The organism is Streptomyces sp. NPDC031064 (genome assembly GCF_055570965.1).
On record NZ_JBVIGF010000005.1, the window covers coordinates 1 to 18,228 of the forward strand.

The window sequence follows — 18,228 nt, forward strand, 5'->3', positions numbered from 1 at the left end:
TACCAGATTCTTTTTCCGTTCCGTTTCCGGTTCGGATTCAGTTTCCGGTGGCCGTTGGAGGGCCTTTGCCTTTCGGCTGATCCGACTTTATCAGAATCATTTCCGCCGAGCTAATCGGCGTTGGTGATTCGGATGGGAATCGGATTGGCTCCGTGGAAATCAATTCCGACCGGAGCGAGAGAGACTCTAGTTGGCTGCGCTCGAACTTGTCCAGTCCGAGGCAACCGTTCAAAGCTACCTCCCCATGCCACCCGTGTCAACGGGTTTTGTGGGCGAAGAGGAGACTAGCAGGTCAGCGGGGGCGGACGCACATCAGGCGGCGGTGGGGAGCTCGGCGCTGCGGTCGGGGAACCCCACGTCACCCGTTTCGCCTGCCCTGGCCGCGCGGCCGCCGAGGACGTACACGTACGCCAGGAATGCCAGCTCGGCGGCGATGCCGATGGTGATGCGGGCCCAGGTCGGGAGGCCCGAGGGGGTGACGAAGCCTTCGATGAGGCCCGAGACGAAAAGGACCAGGGCCAGGCCGAGTGCCATGCCGAGGGCGGCGCGGCCCTGCTGGGCAAGGGCTGTCCGGCGCGGTTGGGGGCCCGGGTCGATGAGGGTCCAGCCGAGCCGGAGGCCGGTGCCGGCGGCGACGAAGACGGCGGTCAGCTCCAGCAGGCCGTGCGGGAGGACGAGGCCGAGGAAGGTGTCGAGGCGGCCGGCCGAGGACATCAGGCCGAGGCCGACGCCCAGGTTCAGCATGTTGAGGAAGAGGATCCACAGCACCGGCACGCAGAGGAAGGCGCCGAGGACCAGGCACATGGCGGCGGCTTGGGCGTTGTTCGTCCAGACCTGGGCGGCGAAGGAGGCGGCCGGGTGGCTGGAGTAGTAGGTCTCGTACTCCCCGCCGGGGCGGGTCATCTGGCGGAGCTCGTCGGGGGCCGCGATGGAGGCCTGGACCTCCGGGTGGGTGCCGATCCACCAGCCGATGATCGCGGCCACGAGGGTGGACAGGACGGCCGTCGGGATCCACCAGTGGCGTGAGCGGTAGACCGCTGCGGGGAACCCGGCCGTCAGGAAGCGGGCGGCGTCGCGCCAGGAGGCGCGGCGGGTGCCCGTGACCGTGGCGCGGGCACGGGCCACCAGTTGTGTGAGGCGGGCCGTGAGCATGGGGTCCGGGGCACTGGACTGGATCAGGGAGAGGTGCGTGGCGGTGCGCTGGTAGAGAGCGACCAGTTCGTCGGCCTCGGCCCCGGTGAGGTGGTTGCCGCGGCGCAGGAGGTGGTCCAGGCGGTCCCACTCGGCGCGGTGGGCGGTGACGTAGACGTCGAGGTCCATGATCGGCTGCTGCTCCAGGCACTGGTGCGTACGGTTCGTACTACTGCGGCGCGCTGGTGGTCAGCTTGGCAGACTGGCGTTCGGAGGGGTTGGGGAAGGCCGAAGAAGGGTGGGCGCTGTGAGCGGGGTAGTGACGGGGGACGCGGTCGTACTCGGCTTGCAGCCGGCGAGGTTGCCGAGCCGGGCGCTTGCCCTCGCCATTGATCTCGTCGTGGTGTGGGCCGCGTACCTGCTGATATCCGTCGGCCTCGCGATGGCCACCGCCTCGCTGGACGAGGCGGCCGTCACGGCGGTGTCGATCGCGACGTTCATGCTCGTCCTGGTGGGTGGGCCCATAGCGGTGGAGACCCTCAGTCATGGGCGTTCGCTCGGGAAGCTGGCTTGTGGGCTGCGGGTGGTGCGGGACGACGGAGGGCCGATCCGGTTCCGGCACGCGCTGGTGCGCGGGGCGATGGGCGTCGTGGAGATCCTGATGACCTTCGGCGTCGTGGCGTGCATCGCGTCCCTGGTGTCGGCCAGGGGGCGGCGTATCGGTGATGTCTTCGCGGGGACGCTCGTCGTGCGTGAGCGGGTTCCGGCGGCTCGGGCGGTGGCGGTGCCGCCTCCGCCGCCCTGGCTCGTCGGGCGGTTCGCGCAGCTCGATCTGTCGGCGGTGCCGGACGACCTGTGGCTGGCGATACGCCAGTACCTGACGCGGATGCGGCAGCTCGACGGCGAGGTGGGGCGGGCGCTGGCGGAGCGGCTGGCCGACGATCTGGTGGCCCGGACGGGTGCGCCTCCGCCCCCGGGGGTGCCGGCGGCGGACTATCTGGCCGCGGTGGTGAACGAGCGGCAGGCGCGGGATGCGCGGCGGGCATTCGCCCCGCAGGGCGGTAGGGCGTCCTCATCGGCGGGCGGTGGGGCGCCGGTAGGCGGTGGCGCTTCGGTGGGTGGCAGCGCTTCGATGGGCTTGGGGGCTTCGCTGCCGGGGGTTGGTGGGGCCGGTACTGGGGCTGGTGGGGCCGGTGCTGGGGTTGGTGGGTCTGGGGCGGTTGGTTATGGCGTTGGGGGCTCGGTGGGGAGCGGTCGGGCGGGAGGCGAGGGCGGGGGCACGCCGCCCGCCACGGGATTCGCTCCGCCCGCGTGAGGCGGGTAGCGGTCAGGGGAAGACCGACGGCGGGGTCTGGAGGTCCTCCAGCTCGATGCCGGGGGCCGCGAGCACCACGTCGCCGGCGATGTGGACCGTGCGCTGTTCGCCCGTGTCGAGGGCGTTGACCTGGTATTCGTCCACGGTGAGGGGGCCGTTGTCAGTGGCGTGCGCTTCACTTCTGATCAGGGCCCACGACTGGTCGACCGTGAGGGGGGCGAGGACCGGGTCCGTGAAGGCGACGAGTCGGACACGGGTGGGGGCAGAACCGGGGGTGAGGCGCAGCAGGCGGGATGTCGCGATGAGGAACGCCGGTGACGTGCCGGTGAAGGCGTGGGCGCGCACATTGCCTTCCGTGGCGTGGGTTCCGGTGGGGTCGGTGCGGACCCAGGTGACGCCGTCGAGGGCGGCGCCGCGGACCTGCCAGCTCGCGGCGTGGAGTTCGAGGCGGATCGGGCGGCCGAGGTCGTCGAGGGTGAGGTCGACGGAGCCGGCGTGATCGCCGGAGGGGGTGGTGATCTGGGAGACGTAGCGCCAGCCGGAGGGGCCGGGGGCGCAGTTGAAGTGCTCTTCACCGAGGGGGGTGTGATCGTGCGGATCATGGAGCGAATAACGGCCGCGGGGCATGGGTCCTCGGGTCCTCGGGATCGGCGGTAGGGGTACGCCCGGTACGGGGCAGGCCCCCGGCACGGGGGTGCGGGGGCCTGCCTGGTACGTGCTGCCGTTGACCGGCTGCTGCGGACGTGCGTCAGTGCACGGGCGCCGTCAGTAGCGGTAGTGGTCGGGCTTGTACGGGCCCTCGACCTTCACACCGATGTATTCGGCCTGTTCCGGGCGGAGCGTGGTGAGCTTGACGCCGAGGGCGTCGAGGTGGAGGCGGGCGACCTTCTCGTCGAGGTGCTTGGGCAGCACGTAGACGTCGGTCGGGTACTGCTCGGGCTTGGTGAACAGCTCGATCTGGGCCAGCGTCTGGTCGGCGAAGCTGTTGGACATCACGAACGAGGGGTGGCCGGTGGCGTTGCCCAGGTTGAGCAGGCGGCCCTCCGACAGCACGATGATCTTCTTGCCGTCGGGGAAGGTCCAGGTGTGGACCTGCGGCTTGACCTCGTCCTTGACGATGCCCGGGATCCTGGCCAGGCCGGCCATGTCGATCTCGTTGTCGAAGTGACCGATGTTCCCCACGATCGCCTGGTGCTTCATCCTGGCCATGTCCGAGGCCATGATGATGTCCTTGTTACCGGTCGTGGTGATGAAGATGTCGGCACTCTCGACGACCTCGTCGAGGGTGGTGACCTGGTAGCCGTCCATCGCCGCCTGGAGCGCGCAGATCGGGTCGATCTCGGTGACGATGACCCGGGCGCCCTGGCCACGCAGCGACTCGGCGCAGCCCTTGCCGACATCGCCGTAGCCGCAGACCACGGCGACCTTGCCACCGATGAGGACGTCGGTGGCGCGGTTGATGCCGTCGACCAGCGAGTGGCGGCAGCCGTACTTGTTGTCGAACTTCGACTTGGTGACCGCGTCGTTGACGTTGATCGCCGGGAACAGCAGCGTGCCGTCACGGTGCATCTCGTACAGGCGGTGGACACCCGTCGTGGTCTCCTCCGTGACGCCACGGATCTCGGAGGCGAGGAGGGTCCACTTCTGGGGGTTCTCGGTCAGGGTGCGGTTGAGGAGACGGAGGATGTGGCCGTACTCCTCGCTGTCCGCGGTGGAGGGGTCCGGGGCCTCGCCGGCCTTCTCGAACTCGACGCCCTTGTGGACGAGGAGGGTGGCGTCACCACCGTCGTCCAGGATCATGTTCGGGCCGCCGGTGGGCGTGTTCGGCCAGGTCAGGGCCTGCTCGGTGCACCACCAGTACTCCTCCAGGGTCTCGCCCTTCCAGGCGAAGACCGGGACGCCCTGGGGGTTGTCCGGGGTGCCGTTCGGGCCGACCGCGATGGCGGCGGCGGCGTGGTCCTGGGTGGAGAAGATGTTGCAGGACGCCCAGCGGACCTCGGCGCCGAGGGCGACCAGGGTCTCGATCAGGACGGCGGTCTGCACGGTCATGTGCAGGGAGCCGGTGATGCGGGCGCCGGCGAGCGGCTGGGCCTCGGCGTACTCCTTGCGGATCGCCATCAGGCCGGGCATCTCGTGCTCGGCGAGGGTGATCTCCTTGCGGCCGAACTCGGCCAGGGAGAGATCGGCGACCTTGAAGTCCTGTCGGTTGTCGACAGTCGTCATTTCGAGCTGCTCCTCGTGTTGGGTCGAGGGTGGGTACGGCTGGCTCTGCGAGGCAACTGGGCACAAGAATGCCCGGTACCCGCAGTGCAGTCGTCGGAGGCCCTCTCTCCCTCGGCCGGTCCGTCGCGGACCGCCCGACCGCCATCAGCAGCGACGTCTGACTCTGGTCACGAATCTACACCGATCGCTTCGGCGACCCACAGTCCGCCCGGGGCCGCGATCCGGCCGAATCCCCGGCAGCGGGGGGCCGCCCGGGGCGGGAGGGGGCGGGGCGATCATGGGTCCCTCGGGCGCGTACGGGCAGCCCGTCGGACGAAGGGGTGGGACGGGATGGGCATGAGACCGGGGCGTGGATTGCGGATCGCCGGGTGGGTGCTGCTTCCGGTGGGGCTGGTGTTGCTCGTGGGGTGCGGGATGGCCTTCATGGGCGGGTACACCGGGCACACGGTTGCTTCGACGTCGATGGAACCGACGTACGGCCAGGGCCGCCGGCTCATTGCCGAGAAGGTCGAGCCGTCGGAGGTGCGGCGGGGGGATGTGGTCCTCTACCGCATGCCGGAGCGGTACGGGGACCTGCCGGTGATACAGCGCGTCATCGCAGTCGGCGGCGACCGCGTCGTCTGTGACGGCAGGACGGTGACGCTGAACGGGGAGCCGCTGTCCGAGCCGTACGTGCGGGGCGGTGATCCGGTCGGGGACGGGATGCGGTACGACGTGACGGTGCCGGAGGGTCGGCTGTTCACGCTCGGGGACGACCGGGCGAACGCCCGGGACTCGCGCTACTTCGCGGACGACAGTCCCGGCGGGACGGTTCCGGCGGCGGCGGTGAGTGAGCGGGTGCTGGACAGCGGCACGGTTCCGGTGCTGCTGGGCACGGGGGCGGTCGCCGGGGCCCTCGCCGTGCTCGTCGGGGGCGGGCTGGGACTCGCGGGGTGGCTGACCGGACGCCGACCGGGGCCCCGCGGCCCGGTCGGCGGCCAGGTGGGCGGCGGCCAGGTGGGCGGCGGCCGGGCATGAGGAAGACCCCCGTCCGCTGCGCGCGGGCGGGGGCCTCTCGCCTGTCTCGTTGTCCCGTCAGTGGGCCGGGGCGGCGGGCTTGGTGTCCCGGCGGATGTCGGGCTCCAGGTAGATCACCCGGGCGATCGGTACGGCGGCACGGATGCGCTCCTCGGCGGCGTCGATGGCCGCGGCGATCTCGGTGGCCGTGTCCTCGTGCCGGACGGCGATCTTCGCGGCGACCAGCAGCTCCTCGGGGCCGAGGTGCAGCGTACGCATGTGGATGATGCCGGTGACGGTGTTGTTGTCGACGAGCGCCTCTTCGATCTTCTTCACCTCGTCGATACCGGCGGCCTCGCCGAGCAGCAGAGACTTGGTCTCGGCGGCGAGAACGATCGCGATGAGGATGAGCAGGACGCCGATGCAGAGGGTGCCGATGCCGTCCCAGACGCCGTTGCCGGTGGCGATGGCCAGGCTGACGCCGACGAGCGCCAGGATCAGACCGACCAGCGCGCCGAGGTCCTCCAGGAGGACGACCGGGAGCTCGGGCGCCTTGGCGCGGCGTACGAACTCCTTCCAGGAGAGGCTGCCGCGGATCTCGTTGGATTCCTTGATGGCCGTACGGAAGGAGAAGGTCTCGGCGATGATCGCGAAGACGAGGACGCCGACCGGCCAGTACCAGGCCTCGATCTCGTGCGGGTGCTTGATCTTCTCGTAGCCCTCGTAGATGGCGAACATGCCACCGACGGAGAAGAGGACGATCGAGACGAGGAAGGCGTAGATGTAGCGCTCGCGGCCGTAGCCGAAGGGATGCTGAGGCGTGGCCTCGCGCTGGGCCTTCTTGCCGCCGAGGAGCAGCAGGCCCTGGTTGCCGGAGTCGGCGAGCGAGTGCACGCTCTCGGCGAGCATCGAGGACGAACCACTGAAGAGGAACGCCACGAATTTGGCCGCCGCGATAGCGAGGTTCGCGGCGAGCGCCGCCACGATCGCCTTGGTTCCGCCTGACGCGCTCATGCGTGCGGGTGTCCTTCCTGATGCTGCCGGCTGCTGGGGGTGGGGGGTGGTTCGTACGGCGGCACATTGTTGCAGCAGCGGAGGCGGGCGGTGCGTCAGGCCACCACTGTGGCGCGGAAGACCGTGCCCGTACCGGACAGTTCGGCCTTTTCGCCCGCGGGGATGAAGACGGACCGACCGGGCGTGAGGGGGAGGTCGTTCGTCTGCGGGGTGCCGAAGGTGGCGAGGACGATCTGGGGGGTGGCGGCGGTGATGTCGACGGGGCCGGTGCCTTCGGGCCGCACGTACCGGGAGAGGCGGAACTCGTCGACGGGGGTTTCGTACACCTCTTCGCCGGAGGGTGAGGCTTCGGGGCGGAGGATGCCCGGGTCGTTCGCCTCGAAGCGGACCACTCGGAGGAGTTCGGGGACGTCGACGTGCTTGGGGGTCAGTCCGCAGCGCAGGACGTTGTCGGAGTTCGCCATGATCTCCACGCCGAGGCCGCCGAGGTACGCGTGCGGGACGCCGGCGCCGAGGTAGAGCGCCTCGCCGGGCTGGAGCCGGACGTGGTTGAGCAGCATGGCGGCGAGGACGCCCGGGTCGCCGGGGAAGTGGTGCGCGAGGACGGCGTACGGGGCGTGGGCGCCGCCGAGCCGGTCGCAGGCGGCGGCGGTCTCGGTGACGGTGGCCGCCATCTCGGTGGGGTCGGCGGCCAGGACGGCGGTGAGGACCTCTCGGAGGGCGGCGTCCTCGGGGTGGGCGTGGAGGAGGTCGACGTACGGCTTGAGGGAGTCGACGTCCAGCGCGGCGAGGAGGTCTGCGGTCCGGTCGGGGGTGCGGAAGCCGCAGAAGCCCTCGAAGGGGGTGAGGGCGCAGATGAGTTCGGGCTTGTGGTTGGCGTCCTTGTAGTTGCGGTGGGGTGCGTCGATGGGGATGCCGGCGCGTTCCTCGGCGGCGTGGCCTTCCCGGGCCTGGGTGAGGTCCGGGTGGACCTGGAGGGAGAGGGGGGCGGCGGCCGCGAGGATCTTGAGGAGGAAGGGCAGGCGGGGGCCGAACTTAGCGACGGTGGCGGGGCCGAGTTCGCCTTCCGGGTCGGCCTCGATCAGGGCGGAGAGCGGTTGCTCCGGCTGTCCGGCGCGGGTGACGCGGGATGGGGCGCCGGGGTGGGCGCCCATCCACATCTCGGCCTGCGGCTCGCCGGTGGGGGCGACGCCGAGCAGTTCCGGGATGGCCGTCGTGGAGCCCCAGGCGTACGGGCGGACGGTGTTGGAGAGGCGGTCCATGCGTCGTCTTTCCTTGCGTCTTGGGCCTTGCGGTGGGGGGCGGGCGGGCGTGTCAGGGGGTGGCCCGGGAGATCGGCGTGGGTGGGTGGCGGCTGGGGTCGTGGGGGTGGCCAGGGGTTCGGGGGTGACGGCTTGGGTCGGGAGGTGGCCAGGGGATTTGGGGTGGTGGCTTGGGTCGTGGGGGTAACCCCAGGGGTTTTGGGGGCAGCTTGGGTCGGGGGGAGGTGGGTGGCGGCGTTCAGGTGGGGGTGCGGTGGGACGCCAGCGCCAGGTAGACGGCCGCGAAGTCGGTCACCGCGAGCAGCTCGGCGAACGCCGCGAGGTCGGTCGCGCCGTCGTCGGCCGTACCGTTCTCGGGTTCCAGTTCGCTGATGGTGGTGTCGTGGCTGAGCGCGAGCTCGCGGGCGGCGGGCGCGGCGGTGAGGCCGCCGACCGGGCGGTCGCGGAGCAGTACGACGCGGGCGTGCAGGGCCTGCGCCTCCTCGACGCGGTCGCGGAAGAAGTCGTCGGGGTCCGCACCGGCCGCGAAGTCGCCCGCCAGGAGGGTTCCGTGGGCCGCGAGCGCCTCCGGGAGCTCCGCCGCGAAGGCCGGGCGGCCGGCCAGCTCCGCCAGCACGGTGGCGAACCGGCGGCCGATCGGGGCGGCGGCGAGCCCCTCGGTCCAGATCAGCGGGAGCGTGTCGGCGAGTTCGGCGGCGAGGGTTTTGGCGGGGTTGCTGTACGTGGCGACGGCCGGGCCGCAGCGTTCGGCCGTGCGGTCGAGGCGGTCGGCGACCTTCTGGAGGGCGTCGGCCGGCGCGGTGACGAGGCCGACCCGGTCGAGCAGCGCCAGGAGCGGGGTGAACAGGGCCCACAGGGCGGCGGGGCTCGCCGACTGTGATTCCTCGTCGGTCAGCTCGTGGGGAGCGGTGGCCATCGGGACGACGAGGCCGTGCGTGTCTCCGACGGCCTGGGCGAGCGGCGAGCGCTGGGGTGCGACGGCGACGACGGTGACGCCACGGCGGTAGGCCTGTTCGGCGAGGAGGGCGAGGCCGGGTTCGGTGCCGTCGGCGGTGGTGATCAGGAGCAGGTCCACGGAACCGGCCCAGCCCGGGAGCGTCCAGCGGAGGGCGCCCGCGGCGGCTGCCACGCCGGTGGAGTGCAGGCGGGCGACGGGCGCGGAGGCGCCGGCCAGGGTGGCCACCAGGTCGGCGACGCAGGAGGCGGCGGTGCCGGGGCCGGCGGTGAGGATGGCGCGGGGGCGGCCTTCGGGGTTCAGCTCGGTGACGCCGGCTTCGGCGGCGTGGCGGGCGGCGGTGCGTACGCGCGCGCCGGCTTCGGCGGCCCCGCGGAGGAGACCGCGGCGGTCGACTCGGGCCAAGGCGTCCGGGTCGTCGAGCAGCGTCTCGTCGAGCATGAGGTGGGGCCTCCGATCGCCGTGCTGGTTGGGTGCGGTTCGGCGCGGCGCCGGGGTGTGCGGCGCCCTTCGCGGGTGCGCCGTCAGGCGGGGCGGCGGGCCTCGTCCACGAGGAGGACCGGGATGCCGTCCCGTACGGGGTACGCCAGGCCGCAGTCCTCGCCGGTGCAGATCAGCTCGGGGTTCTCGGCTGCCGTGCGGTCGCTGAGCGGGGCGTGGCAGGCCGGGCAGGCGAGGATCTCCAGAAGGCCGGCTTCGAGCGGCATGGGGGCGGTCCCTTCGGGGGTGCGGGTCTCGGGTCTGGTGGGCGGTGGGCGCACTGCTTGGTGTGCTGGTGTGTGCGCATCGGGCCACGTCAGCCTACCGCCGGGGGGCCGGGGATGCGGCTTTGACGGGGGGTGGGGTGCGCCCCTGGACGGAGGCGGCTTTGGGCGGAGGCGGCTTTGGGCGGAGGCGGCTTTGGGCGGAGGCGGCTTTGGGCGGAGGCGGCTTTGGGCGGGGGTGCGGCTTGGCGGGGGGGCCTGGCGGGTGTTGGACGCGTGGGGGCGGCGGAGGTGGGGGCTTCCGCCTCGCCGCGTTGCCGCGAGCCGGGTGGGATGGCGGGCGGCAACGCACCGGGCTGCCGCGGCCGGGCCCGTTGGTGTCGGGCCCGGCCGGGCGGCGGGGTGGGTCAGGCGGTGGTGCGGATGAGGGCGAGGACCTCGTCGCGGAGGGCGGTCATCGTCGGTTCGTCGCGGGCCTCGACGTTCAGGCGCAGCAGCGGTTCCGTGTTGGAGGGGCGGAGGTTGAACCACCAGTCGGGGCCCGTGACCGTGAGGCCGTCGAGGTCATCGGTCGTGACCCCGTCGCGGGAGGCGAACGCCTCGCGGACCGCGGCCGTGCGGCCGGGCTGGTCGGCGACCGTGGAGTTGATCTCGCCCGAGCCGGAGTAGCGGTCGTACGAGGAGACCAGCCGGGACAGGGGCCCGGTCTGGCCGCCGAGGGCCGCGAGGACGTGGAGCGCGGCCAGCATGCCGGTGTCGGCGTTCCAGAAGTCGCGGAAGTAGTAGTGCGCGGAGTGCTCGCCGCCGAAGATCGCGCCGGTACGGGCCATCTCCTCCTTGATGAAGGAGTGGCCGACCCGTGTGCGCACCGGCGTCCCGCCGTTCTCGCGGACGACCTCGGGGACGGACCACGATGTGATCAGGTTGTGGATGATCGTTCCCGTACCGCCGTTCCTGGCCAGCTCGCGCGCCGCGACGAGCGCCGTGACCGCGGACGGGGACACCGGGTCGCCCTTCTCGTCCACCACGAAGCACCGGTCGGCGTCGCCGTCGAACGCCAGGCCCAGGTCCGCGCCCTCCTCGCGTACCCGCTGCTGGAGGTCCACGAGGTTGGCCGGGTCCAAGGGGTTGGCCTCGTGGTTGGGGAACGTGCCGTCCAGCTCGAAGTACATCGGGACCAGGTCCAGCGGCAGGCCCTCGAACACGGTGGGGACCGTGTGGCCGCCCATGCCGTTGCCCGCGTCGACCACGACCTTGAGCGGCCGGATGGAGGTGAGGTCCACGAGGGTCTTCAGGTGGGCGGCGTAGTCGGTGAGCGTGTCCCGCTCGGTCAGCTCGCCGGGGGTGGCCGCCGCCTCGGGGGCGCCGGTCTCCAGCCACTTCTCCACGAGCGCGCGGATGTCCGCGAGGCCCGTGTCCTGGCCGACGGGCGCCGCGCCCGCGCGGCACATCTTGATGCCGTTGTACTGGGCCGGGTTGTGCGACGCCGTGAACATCGCGCCCGGCAGTCCCAGGCGCCCCGACGCGAAGTAGAGCTGGTCCGTGGAGCACAGGCCGATCAGCGTGACGTCCGCGCCGCGCCGCGCCGCGCCCCGGGCGAACGCGTCGGACAGGCCGGGCGACGAGGGGCGCATGTCGTGGCCCACCACGATGGCCTCGGCGCCGGTCACCTCGACGAACGCCGCGCCGAAGAGCTCCGCCAGCGGCTCGTCCCACTGGTCCGGCACCACTCCGCGAACGTCGTACGCCTTCACGATCCCCGACAGATCACGAGACTGGTCAGCTTCCACTTCCCCGCACCCTCCTGCACGCCCTGTGTGTCCACCCGCGGTGGAGCACACAAACTACCCGTAGGGGGCGTGAGGTCAGGAGTCGGGAGAGCGCAGCACCCGCAGGTGCCCGCGCCGCCCTACCTCCACCGGGTCCCCGGCACGGCCGCCGGGCTTGCCGCCGGCTTGCGCGGCGCGCTCCTGGGGGCGGGCCGCTTCCCGTACGGCGTTGGCGAGCGCTTCGAGATCGTCACCGCTGGGGCGGGTGGGCGCGGAGCCGTCGGAGAGGCGGACGACCTCCCAGCCGCGCGGCGCGGTCAGGCGCTCGCTGTGCTCGGCGCACAGGTCGTAGCAGTGGGGCTCGGCGTAGGTGGCGAGCGGGCCGAGGACCGCAGTCGAGTCGGCATAGACGTACGTCAGTGTCGCGACGGCAGGGCGGCCGCACGCGGTGCGCGAACAGCGACGTACAGGGCTCACGACGTTGGACGGTACCGCACTCTTGAGCGGGCCGCGACGACTCTCCACCAGGTCACTCGCCCGTGTCGCGGTGTGACGTCCCGCACAGGGCCTCCGCGAACGCCTCGACTGACCTGCGCGGAAGGTGTGAGGCAGGGGTCCCGATGGTCGAGGCGCCGAACACCACCCCGAACGAATCCGGTCAATCCTGACGAGCCGACCGGTCCACTCCCGGCACCGAATCGATCCGAAGCGCGGCCGGAATGCTCAATTAACGACATGCCCTGGGCGTGGCGCGCGGCACGATCGTCATACGCCGGGGAGAGCTACCCTGCCTCAGTGATGGACAGTCCCGTACCGCCCCGCCCGGCCGAGCCCCGGCCACGCCGCCGAGACCGCCACGGCCGCGGCATGCGCGGGCCCGTCGCCCCGCCCCAGGTACCGCTCTCCGCCACCCGCGCGGACACCTTCCGCGATCTGGTGCAGGACTCGGTGGAGCGGCTGGAGCGGCGCTGGCCGCAGCTCGCCGACGTCGACTTCCTCGTCCTGGAGGTCCCGGTGGCCTCCGACGAGTCCGTGCCGCTCGGCGTCTCGGTCCCGGCCGGCCGCGACCGGCCCGCGCGGGTCATCGTCTACCGGCGGCCCGTCGAGCTGCGGGCCAAGAACCGCGACGAGCGTGCCCTGCTCGTCCACGAGGTCGTGGTCGAGCAGGTCGCCGAGCTGCTGGGGCTGTCTCCCGAGTCGGTCGACCCCCGGTACGGACAGGACTGACCCCGGGCCGGGACCGGCTGGGATCCCGTCGCAACCGGCGGAGCTGGGCCCCGGCGGAACCGGCTGGTCCCGCTGGTCGCCGACCCAAGCGGCCCCGCTGGTCGCGGCTGGTCCCGCTGGTCGCCGGCCCCCGCTAGTCGACGAGGACCGACAGGTCCTGTCGCGCCTCCGGGACCTCCACCGTGCCGCGGTCGTCGGCGAGCGTCTGCACCGTGAACATCGGGATGCCGTCGTCCGGCTCGGCCAGCGTGCGGGCCGCGTGGACCGGGCCGCCCGAGAGCGTCTCGACGGTCAGCGCGTACGAACCCTTCAGCCCGGCCGGAACCGGCGGCGTGACCGCCAGTGTCGTACCGCCCTTGACCGTGTACGTCTTGGTCGCCGGCGTCCCGCCCTCGGTGCCCGCCGACGCGGTGACCCGGACCTCCGCGGTCTCGCCGGGCGCGGTCAGCGACAGGGTGGTGCCCTTGGCCCGGTTGTCGGCGGCGGTGGCCCGCTCCCCCACCGGACCGGTCGCCGGGATGAACGCCACCTCCTGGTCGTCGCCCTTGCCGCGCACGACCCGCAGCGCGGCGACCACCGGGGTGGCCCTGCCCTTCTGCGCCGGGGACAGCAGCAGCGACCCGGCCTCGCCGCGTGTGACGTCCTTGAGGTCGACGGCCGCGGTCATCCCCGACTTGACGTGCAGGCTCTCGGCCGCTGCCGGGGTGATCGTGCCGGTCGGGCTGGCGAGCTGGATCTTCAGGTCGGCGTCGTCCTCGCCCGGCGCGTACGCCACCAGCCGTACGGACGTGGCGTCGGCCGGGATGCCGGGCAGGACCAGCGTCCCGGCCGGGTCGACGGACGCGGGCAGCCAGTCGCTGCCGAGCTTCTCGTCGGCGGAGCGCACCACGGCGCCGACCCGCCCGCTGCGGGTGGTGACGTGGACCGTGACGTCCTCGGCGGCAGGGTCGGTGGTCAGGGTGGACAGCAGCACCGGCACGCTGGACCGCGCCGGGACCGTGATGCCCTCGGTGAGCTGCGACTTCAGGGGGCCTTGCGGCCCGTGGAGCTCGATGTCGACGACGGTGGCCGTGTCGTCGGGGTTGGTCAGATGGACGTAGTCCGCGCGCTGCTTGGCGGTCGAGGCGCCGGGGAACCAGAAGTCGGTGTCGGGCGGGGTGCAGCTCACGCCGAGCAGTCCGCGCCCTCCGCCCGCCGGGACCTTGGTGGTCTGCTGGGTGGTCCAGCCGGGGGCGAGAGGTCCGGATGCCGAACCGACCAGGGCGGGCGCGTCGCCGCCGTCCGCCTCGGCGGAGGCGGGCTTGCCGGGCTGGGCGAGGGTGAGGACGGGCTTGTCGGCGGCCGGTGCCTTCTTCGGGGTGTCCGTCTTCTTGGGGTCGGCCGTCGTCCCGTCAGCCGTGGCGGCGGACGGGATCAGCTCGGCCTGCCCGCTGCCCTTTCCCTCACCGGCCGGGGTGAACGACGTGTACACCGTCTCGGCGACCTCGGAGTTGCTCGGCGCGGGGCACAGCAGGCTGGAGCGCTCGACGGGGAGCCGGACAGAGGCCGGGCGGGCCGTCGGCGTACCGGCGTCGCTCTCGGGGGTGGTCAGGGCGGCGAATCCGGTGACCGCGGCGAGGGCGGTGACGGCGGCGGCGAGGGAGAGGGTGGTCCGGTTCACTGGTTGCTGCTCCCGTCGGGACGCTGCTCGTTGTCGTACTCGTAGCCCTCGTAGCCGTAGTGCTGCTGCTCGTACTGCCCCGGCGGGTACTGCTGGTACTGCTGCTGCTGGTACTGCGGGTCGTACTGGCCCTGCTCGTACCCGCCCTGCTCGTATCCGCCCTGCTCGTGAGCACCCTGCTGGGGAGCACCCTGCTCGTAGGACTGCGGCTGCTGGTACTGCTCGTAGGACTGCGGGTACTGCTGGTACGGGTCGGCCTGGTACTGCTGCTGGGCGGCCGGCTGGGCGGCGTACGTGTGGCCGCCGTCCCACTCGCCGTAGACGGGCTGCCGCGGCACCTCCGGGTGCGCGTACGGGTCGGTGTCCGGTACGGGATCGGGGGCGGGGTGCGGCCCGGCGTCGGGAGCCGTCTCCGCGTCCCCCGCCTCCGCCGCCTCGGCGGCCGCCGCCGCCCGCAGCCGGCGCGCCCGGCGGCCGTCGCCCGCCAGGTCCTCGGCGGTCACGACGGGCTCGTCGTCCGGCAGGTCGTCGTCCACGTCACGGCGCCGCCCGGGCAGGGCCAGCACGAGGAGGACGACGGCCAGGAAGGACTGCGCCCAGAGCCAGGCGGTGTGGCCGAAGGAGTCCTCGTACGTCAGGTCCAGGCGCCCGCCTTCGGCGGGCAGCTCGAAGCCCTGCGCCCAGCCGTCGACGACCGTCTTCTTCAGCGGCCGTCCGTCGATCGTGGCCAGCCAGCCGTCGTCCGCGCGGTCCGCGATACGCAGCACGCGACCGGGGCCGCCGGCCGGGATCTCGGTGTGCGCCTCGACGGGACCGGCGGCCACCGGCAGCCGCTCGCCCTTGCCGTCGCCGCCCGGGACGATGGTGGCCCGCGCGACCTGCCGGTCCACCCGCCACAGGGCACTGCCGTCCAACTGGCTGAGCCGGGTGAGCCCCGGCGTGGCGTCCAGGACGCGGCTCATCTGGCGCGGGGCGCCGTCCCGGACCAGGACGTACCGGATCGCGAAGCCGCTGAGCTGGTCGGTCTGGTCCGCGCCGGAGCCGGCGACCAGGTTGGCCACGACCTTGTCGAGGCGCGGGTCACCGCCGCCCGCCGCGGTCAGCTCGGCGTCGCCGAGGCGGGCGCCGGAGCCACGCACCAGGGTGTACGGCACCTCGGCGGTGGAGGTGCCGCCCAGCACCAGGGTGCGCGGCTGGTCCCGGGTGTCGCTCTCCTCGGCGACGAAGGCGGGCACCTGGACCGGGTCGCGCCGCTCCAGGGGGCCGGCCGCGCCGCCGATCATCCAGTTGGCCGCCGAGACGACCGGCCCGACGGCGGCGGCGAGCGCGATCAGCACGGCGACCGGCTGGCGCCAGCCGAAGCTCTGGGAGGCGACGCGGGTACGGCCGCCCTCCGCGCCGAGCATGCCGGCGGCCAGCAGCGCGATGCCGTACACGAGGGTGGCGGGCCCGGCCCAGCCGGAGCCGTCGCCGGGGCCGCTGCCCGCGCCGTTGAGGAGCGCCGCGAAGACGAGCGCCACGACGGCGACCACCCACGCCGCGCGGATCGCGAACTGCCGCTCGGCGCGCAGCAGGGCCGCGAGCGCCGCCAGGACCAGGCCGATCAGGACGATCCCGCCGACGGTCCTGGGCCCGCCCGGCGAGACGCCGAGCAGGTCGAGCGGGGAGGCCGCGCCCGTACCGAACTCCGTCCCGGCCTCCCTGAAGAAGGCGGACGGGTCGGACAGCAGCGTCAGCGACCAGGGCGCGAGCAGCAGCAGCGGTGTGCCCACGGCGGCCAGGAAGCGCAGCCCGTACGCGACGATGTCGCCGCGCCGCAGCACCAGCACCGCCAGCCCGAGGACGACCGCGAGCGGCCAGACGACGGGCGTGAACGCCATGGTGAAGGTGAGCAGCAACGCGTACGCCCAGGTGGCGCGCCAGCTACCGCGTGCCTCCCCGCGCAGCCGCAGTCCGTGCGCCGCGACGGCGGCCCGGGCGATCAGCGGCAGCAGGACGGCCAGGACGGCCGTGCCCAGCCGCCCGGTCGCCAGCGCCCCGGTCACGGCGGGCAAGAAGGCGTACGCGACGGCTCCCCAGGCACGCAGCAGCCGTGACTGGACCAGGGGACGGGAGGCGAAGTACGCGGTGAAACCGGCCAGCGGCACCGAGCAGACCAGCAGCACGGTGAGCGCGAGGCCGGTGGAGCCGAGGAACACGGCGGAGAGGGCGGCGAGGACCGCCAGGTACGGCGGGGCGGTCTGTGTGCCGCCGGTGCCGAGCGGATGCCAGGCGTCCGCGTACCGCCCCCACAGCTCCCCGACTCCGTCGGGGATCGGCAGCAGCGCGCCGCCCGCGAGGGAGCCGCCGCCGAACAGGCCGCGGCAGGCCACCACGGATGCCACCAGCAGCAGGGCGAAGAGGACCGGGCCCGGCTTGCGGGCGATCTTCTTGAGCCGGGCGAACTGCTCGATCTCCAGGTATTCGGCGTCGTCCCCGCCGGGGCCCGACTCGACCGCGCCGTGGCGCGAGCCGCCCGAATCGGCGTCCGTGCCGCCGAAGTTGGACATGACCTGCTCGACGGTGGCGCGCACGGTAGCGCCGGGCGGCGGGAACAGCGGCCTCAGTTCGGACGCCTCGACGGCCCTTCGGCTTCTTCTGCGGCGGGCCGCGATGATCCGCTCGGGCCGCAGCAACGTGCCGAACAGGCCCATGACTTCGTCCACGGCCTGGCCGGGCGCCTTGCCGACGAGGTAGGCGAGCGTACGGAGGAGGGTGCCGACGACGAGACGGAGCAGGACCCACGGGAAGGCGATGCCGCGCGCGTTGGCGAGCAGCGTGTAGACGGCGCCCGCCTTGTCGACGCGGTGGGGGCTGGCGACGGAGCGGCCCGCGCAGTCGACGGTGCGCCGCTCGCGCGCGGAGGCCTCGGCGTGGCGGAGGACGGCGTCGGGCGCGACGAGGACCCGGTGGCCGGCGGAGTGGGCGCGCCAGCACAGGTCGACGTCGTCGCGCATCAGGGGCAGGCGCCGGTCGAAGCCGCCCAGCTCCTCGAAGACGTCACGGCGGATGAGCATTCCGGCGCTGGAGACGGACAGCACCGACCTGACCTGGTCGTGCTGGCCCTGGTCCTGCTCGCGCCGGTCCAGGCCGGTCCAGCGGCGACCGCTGTTGGCGATGGACACGCCCACTTCGAGGAGCTGCTTGCGGTCGTACCAGCCGCGCAGCTTGGGCCCGACGATCGCCGCGTACGCGTCGCTGTCCGCGACCCGGAGCAGCTCGGCGAGGGCGCCGGGTTCGGGCGCGGCGTCGTCGTGGAGCAGCCAGAGCCACTGGACGGGCTCGCCGTACGGCAGGTCCGGCATGTCGTACGCGTCGTCGTTCCACGTCCGGCTGACCGGGTCCCAGCCGCTGGGCCGCTTCAGGTACGGCAACTCCTCGGGGCCGAGGACGGGAGCGGTGCGGGCCGCCTCGTCGACGGCGGCGCCGAAGCCCGTACGGCGGGCGAGGTGCAGCACCCGGTCGTCGCCGATGGCCTCGGTGACCAGCCGCGCGGAGTCGTCGGCGCTGCCGGTGTCGGCGGCGATGACGTTCTGTACGGGGCGTTCCTGACCGAGCAGTCCGGCGAGGACGTCCGGCAGCCACCGGGCGCCGTCGTGGGAGACGAGCACGGCGGTGACGACGTGCCGCGGGAACTCGGGCTGCTGCGTGGTGGCGGACATCGGGTTACGGGCCCTCCGGCCGGGGGTCGCCCGCGGGGGGCGTTGGAGCGTCTCGGACGGAGGCCCACACTAATGGCTGGCAGGAGAGCGGTCCGCCGCCTGTGGACAGAGCAGGGTCGGCGGACCGTTCTTTACGCACATGTGTGCACGCTTTGGCCGCTCGGCGCGGGCCCGGCGGGGCCGGGTGCGCACTCCGTGCGTGCGGGCGGCCGGGCCCGGGCGGCGCCTAAGCGGTGGGTGGGGGCGTGGCCCCTCCGGGCTCGACTCTCGA

14 protein-coding genes are annotated in these 18,228 nt (G+C 72.9%); 3 read left to right on the top strand and 11 right to left on the bottom strand.

The genetic code is table 11. The features are described from left to right. Positions 1-312 precede the first annotated feature (312 nt). The gene (locus ACZ46W_RS18830) at positions 313-1,320 is read right to left on the bottom strand and encodes a stage II sporulation protein M (protein ID WP_468338823.1); all 1,008 of its coding nucleotides are present in this window, start codon (positions 1,318-1,320) and stop codon (positions 313-315) included. A gap of 118 nt (positions 1,321-1,438) precedes the next feature. On the opposite strand from ACZ46W_RS18830, the gene ACZ46W_RS18835 reads away from it, so the two are divergent. Beyond that, positions 1,439-2,446: an RDD family protein gene (locus ACZ46W_RS18835; protein ID WP_468338825.1), complete on the top strand. Its 1,008-nt coding sequence runs from the start codon at positions 1,439-1,441 to the stop codon at positions 2,444-2,446. A 12-nt stretch (positions 2,447-2,458) separates the two neighbouring features. Here the strand turns inward: ACZ46W_RS18835 and ACZ46W_RS18840 are convergent, their stop codons facing one another. Beyond that, a complete protein-coding gene (locus tag ACZ46W_RS18840; protein ID WP_468338827.1) occupies positions 2,459-3,073 on the bottom strand; it encodes a hypothetical protein in 615 nt (204 codons plus the stop codon). 138 nt (positions 3,074-3,211) lie between these two features. Continuing rightward, entirely contained in the window at positions 3,212-4,669 is a 1,458-nt protein-coding gene (ahcY, locus tag ACZ46W_RS18845; RefSeq protein WP_468338829.1) for an adenosylhomocysteinase, read from the bottom strand. A gap of 330 nt (positions 4,670-4,999) precedes the next feature. On the opposite strand from ahcY, the gene lepB reads away from it, so the two are divergent. Further along, positions 5,000-5,686: a signal peptidase I gene (gene lepB / locus ACZ46W_RS18850; RefSeq protein ID WP_468338831.1), complete on the top strand. Its 687-nt coding sequence runs from the start codon at positions 5,000-5,002 to the stop codon at positions 5,684-5,686. Between the two features lie 57 nt (positions 5,687-5,743). Here the strand turns inward: lepB and ACZ46W_RS18855 are convergent, their stop codons facing one another. From ACZ46W_RS18855 to ACZ46W_RS18880, 6 genes are all read right to left on the bottom strand, one after another. Next, positions 5,744-6,679 (bottom strand): cation diffusion facilitator family transporter, encoded by a 936-nt coding sequence (locus ACZ46W_RS18855; protein WP_468338833.1) that lies wholly within the window; start codon positions 6,677-6,679, stop codon positions 5,744-5,746. A 95-nt stretch (positions 6,680-6,774) separates the two neighbouring features. Beyond that, positions 6,775-7,941, bottom strand: a complete 1,167-nt coding sequence (manA, locus tag ACZ46W_RS18860) for a mannose-6-phosphate isomerase, class I (protein WP_468338835.1) — start codon at positions 7,939-7,941, stop codon at positions 6,775-6,777. A 238-nt stretch (positions 7,942-8,179) separates the two neighbouring features. Continuing rightward, complete coding sequence (locus ACZ46W_RS18865; RefSeq protein WP_468338837.1) at positions 8,180-9,337, bottom strand: SIS domain-containing protein; 1,158 nt, start codon at positions 9,335-9,337, stop codon at positions 8,180-8,182. 83 nt (positions 9,338-9,420) lie between these two features. Then, positions 9,421-9,603, bottom strand: a complete 183-nt coding sequence (locus ACZ46W_RS18870; protein ID WP_468338839.1) for a Trm112 family protein — start codon at positions 9,601-9,603, stop codon at positions 9,421-9,423. Between the two features lie 404 nt (positions 9,604-10,007). Beyond that, positions 10,008-11,390: a phosphomannomutase/phosphoglucomutase gene (locus ACZ46W_RS18875; protein ID WP_468338841.1), complete on the bottom strand. Its 1,383-nt coding sequence runs from the start codon at positions 11,388-11,390 to the stop codon at positions 10,008-10,010. A gap of 75 nt (positions 11,391-11,465) precedes the next feature. Beyond that, on the bottom strand, positions 11,466-11,894 hold the full coding sequence (locus tag ACZ46W_RS18880) for a DUF3499 domain-containing protein (protein WP_468338843.1): 429 nt from the start codon (positions 11,892-11,894) through the stop codon (positions 11,466-11,468). A 273-nt stretch (positions 11,895-12,167) separates the two neighbouring features. Here ACZ46W_RS18880 and ACZ46W_RS18885 point away from each other — a divergent pair, with 273 nt between their 5' ends. Then, the gene (locus ACZ46W_RS18885; RefSeq protein WP_366128542.1) at positions 12,168-12,596 is read left to right on the top strand and encodes a metallopeptidase family protein; all 429 of its coding nucleotides are present in this window, start codon (positions 12,168-12,170) and stop codon (positions 12,594-12,596) included. Between the two features lie 133 nt (positions 12,597-12,729). On the opposite strand, the gene ACZ46W_RS18890 is transcribed toward ACZ46W_RS18885, so the two are convergent. Then, positions 12,730-14,256: a DUF5719 family protein gene (locus tag ACZ46W_RS18890; protein WP_468338846.1), complete on the bottom strand. Its 1,527-nt coding sequence runs from the start codon at positions 14,254-14,256 to the stop codon at positions 12,730-12,732. Continuing rightward, positions 14,253-17,957, bottom strand: a complete 3,705-nt coding sequence (locus ACZ46W_RS18895; RefSeq protein WP_468338848.1) for a glycosyltransferase family 2 protein — start codon at positions 17,955-17,957, stop codon at positions 14,253-14,255. Before ACZ46W_RS18895 ends, ACZ46W_RS18890 begins: the two co-directional genes overlap by 4 nt. Positions 17,958-18,228: the final 271 nt, after the last annotated feature.

Coding starts and splice junctions, on each gene's coding strand:
- ACZ46W_RS18830 (WP_468338823.1), bottom strand. CDS start 1,320: ATGGACCTCGACGTCTACGTCACCGCCCACCGCGCCGAGTGGGACCGC.
- ACZ46W_RS18840 (WP_468338827.1), bottom strand. CDS start 3,073: ATGCCCCGCGGCCGTTATTCGCTCCATGATCCGCACGATCACACCCCC.
- ahcY (WP_468338829.1), bottom strand. CDS start 4,669: ATGACGACTGTCGACAACCGACAGGACTTCAAGGTCGCCGATCTCTCC.
- lepB (WP_468338831.1), top strand. CDS start 5,000: ATGGGCATGAGACCGGGGCGTGGATTGCGGATCGCCGGGTGGGTGCTG.
- ACZ46W_RS18855 (WP_468338833.1), bottom strand. CDS start 6,679: ATGAGCGCGTCAGGCGGAACCAAGGCGATCGTGGCGGCGCTCGCCGCG.
- manA (WP_468338835.1), bottom strand. CDS start 7,941: ATGGACCGCCTCTCCAACACCGTCCGCCCGTACGCCTGGGGCTCCACG.
- ACZ46W_RS18865 (WP_468338837.1), bottom strand. CDS start 9,337: ATGCTCGACGAGACGCTGCTCGACGACCCGGACGCCTTGGCCCGAGTC.
- ACZ46W_RS18870 (WP_468338839.1), bottom strand. CDS start 9,603: ATGCCGCTCGAAGCCGGCCTTCTGGAGATCCTCGCCTGCCCGGCCTGC.
- ACZ46W_RS18885 (WP_366128542.1), top strand. CDS start 12,168: ATGGACAGTCCCGTACCGCCCCGCCCGGCCGAGCCCCGGCCACGCCGC.
- ACZ46W_RS18895 (WP_468338848.1), bottom strand. CDS start 17,957: ATGTCCGCCACCACGCAGCAGCCCGAGTTCCCGCGGCACGTCGTCACC.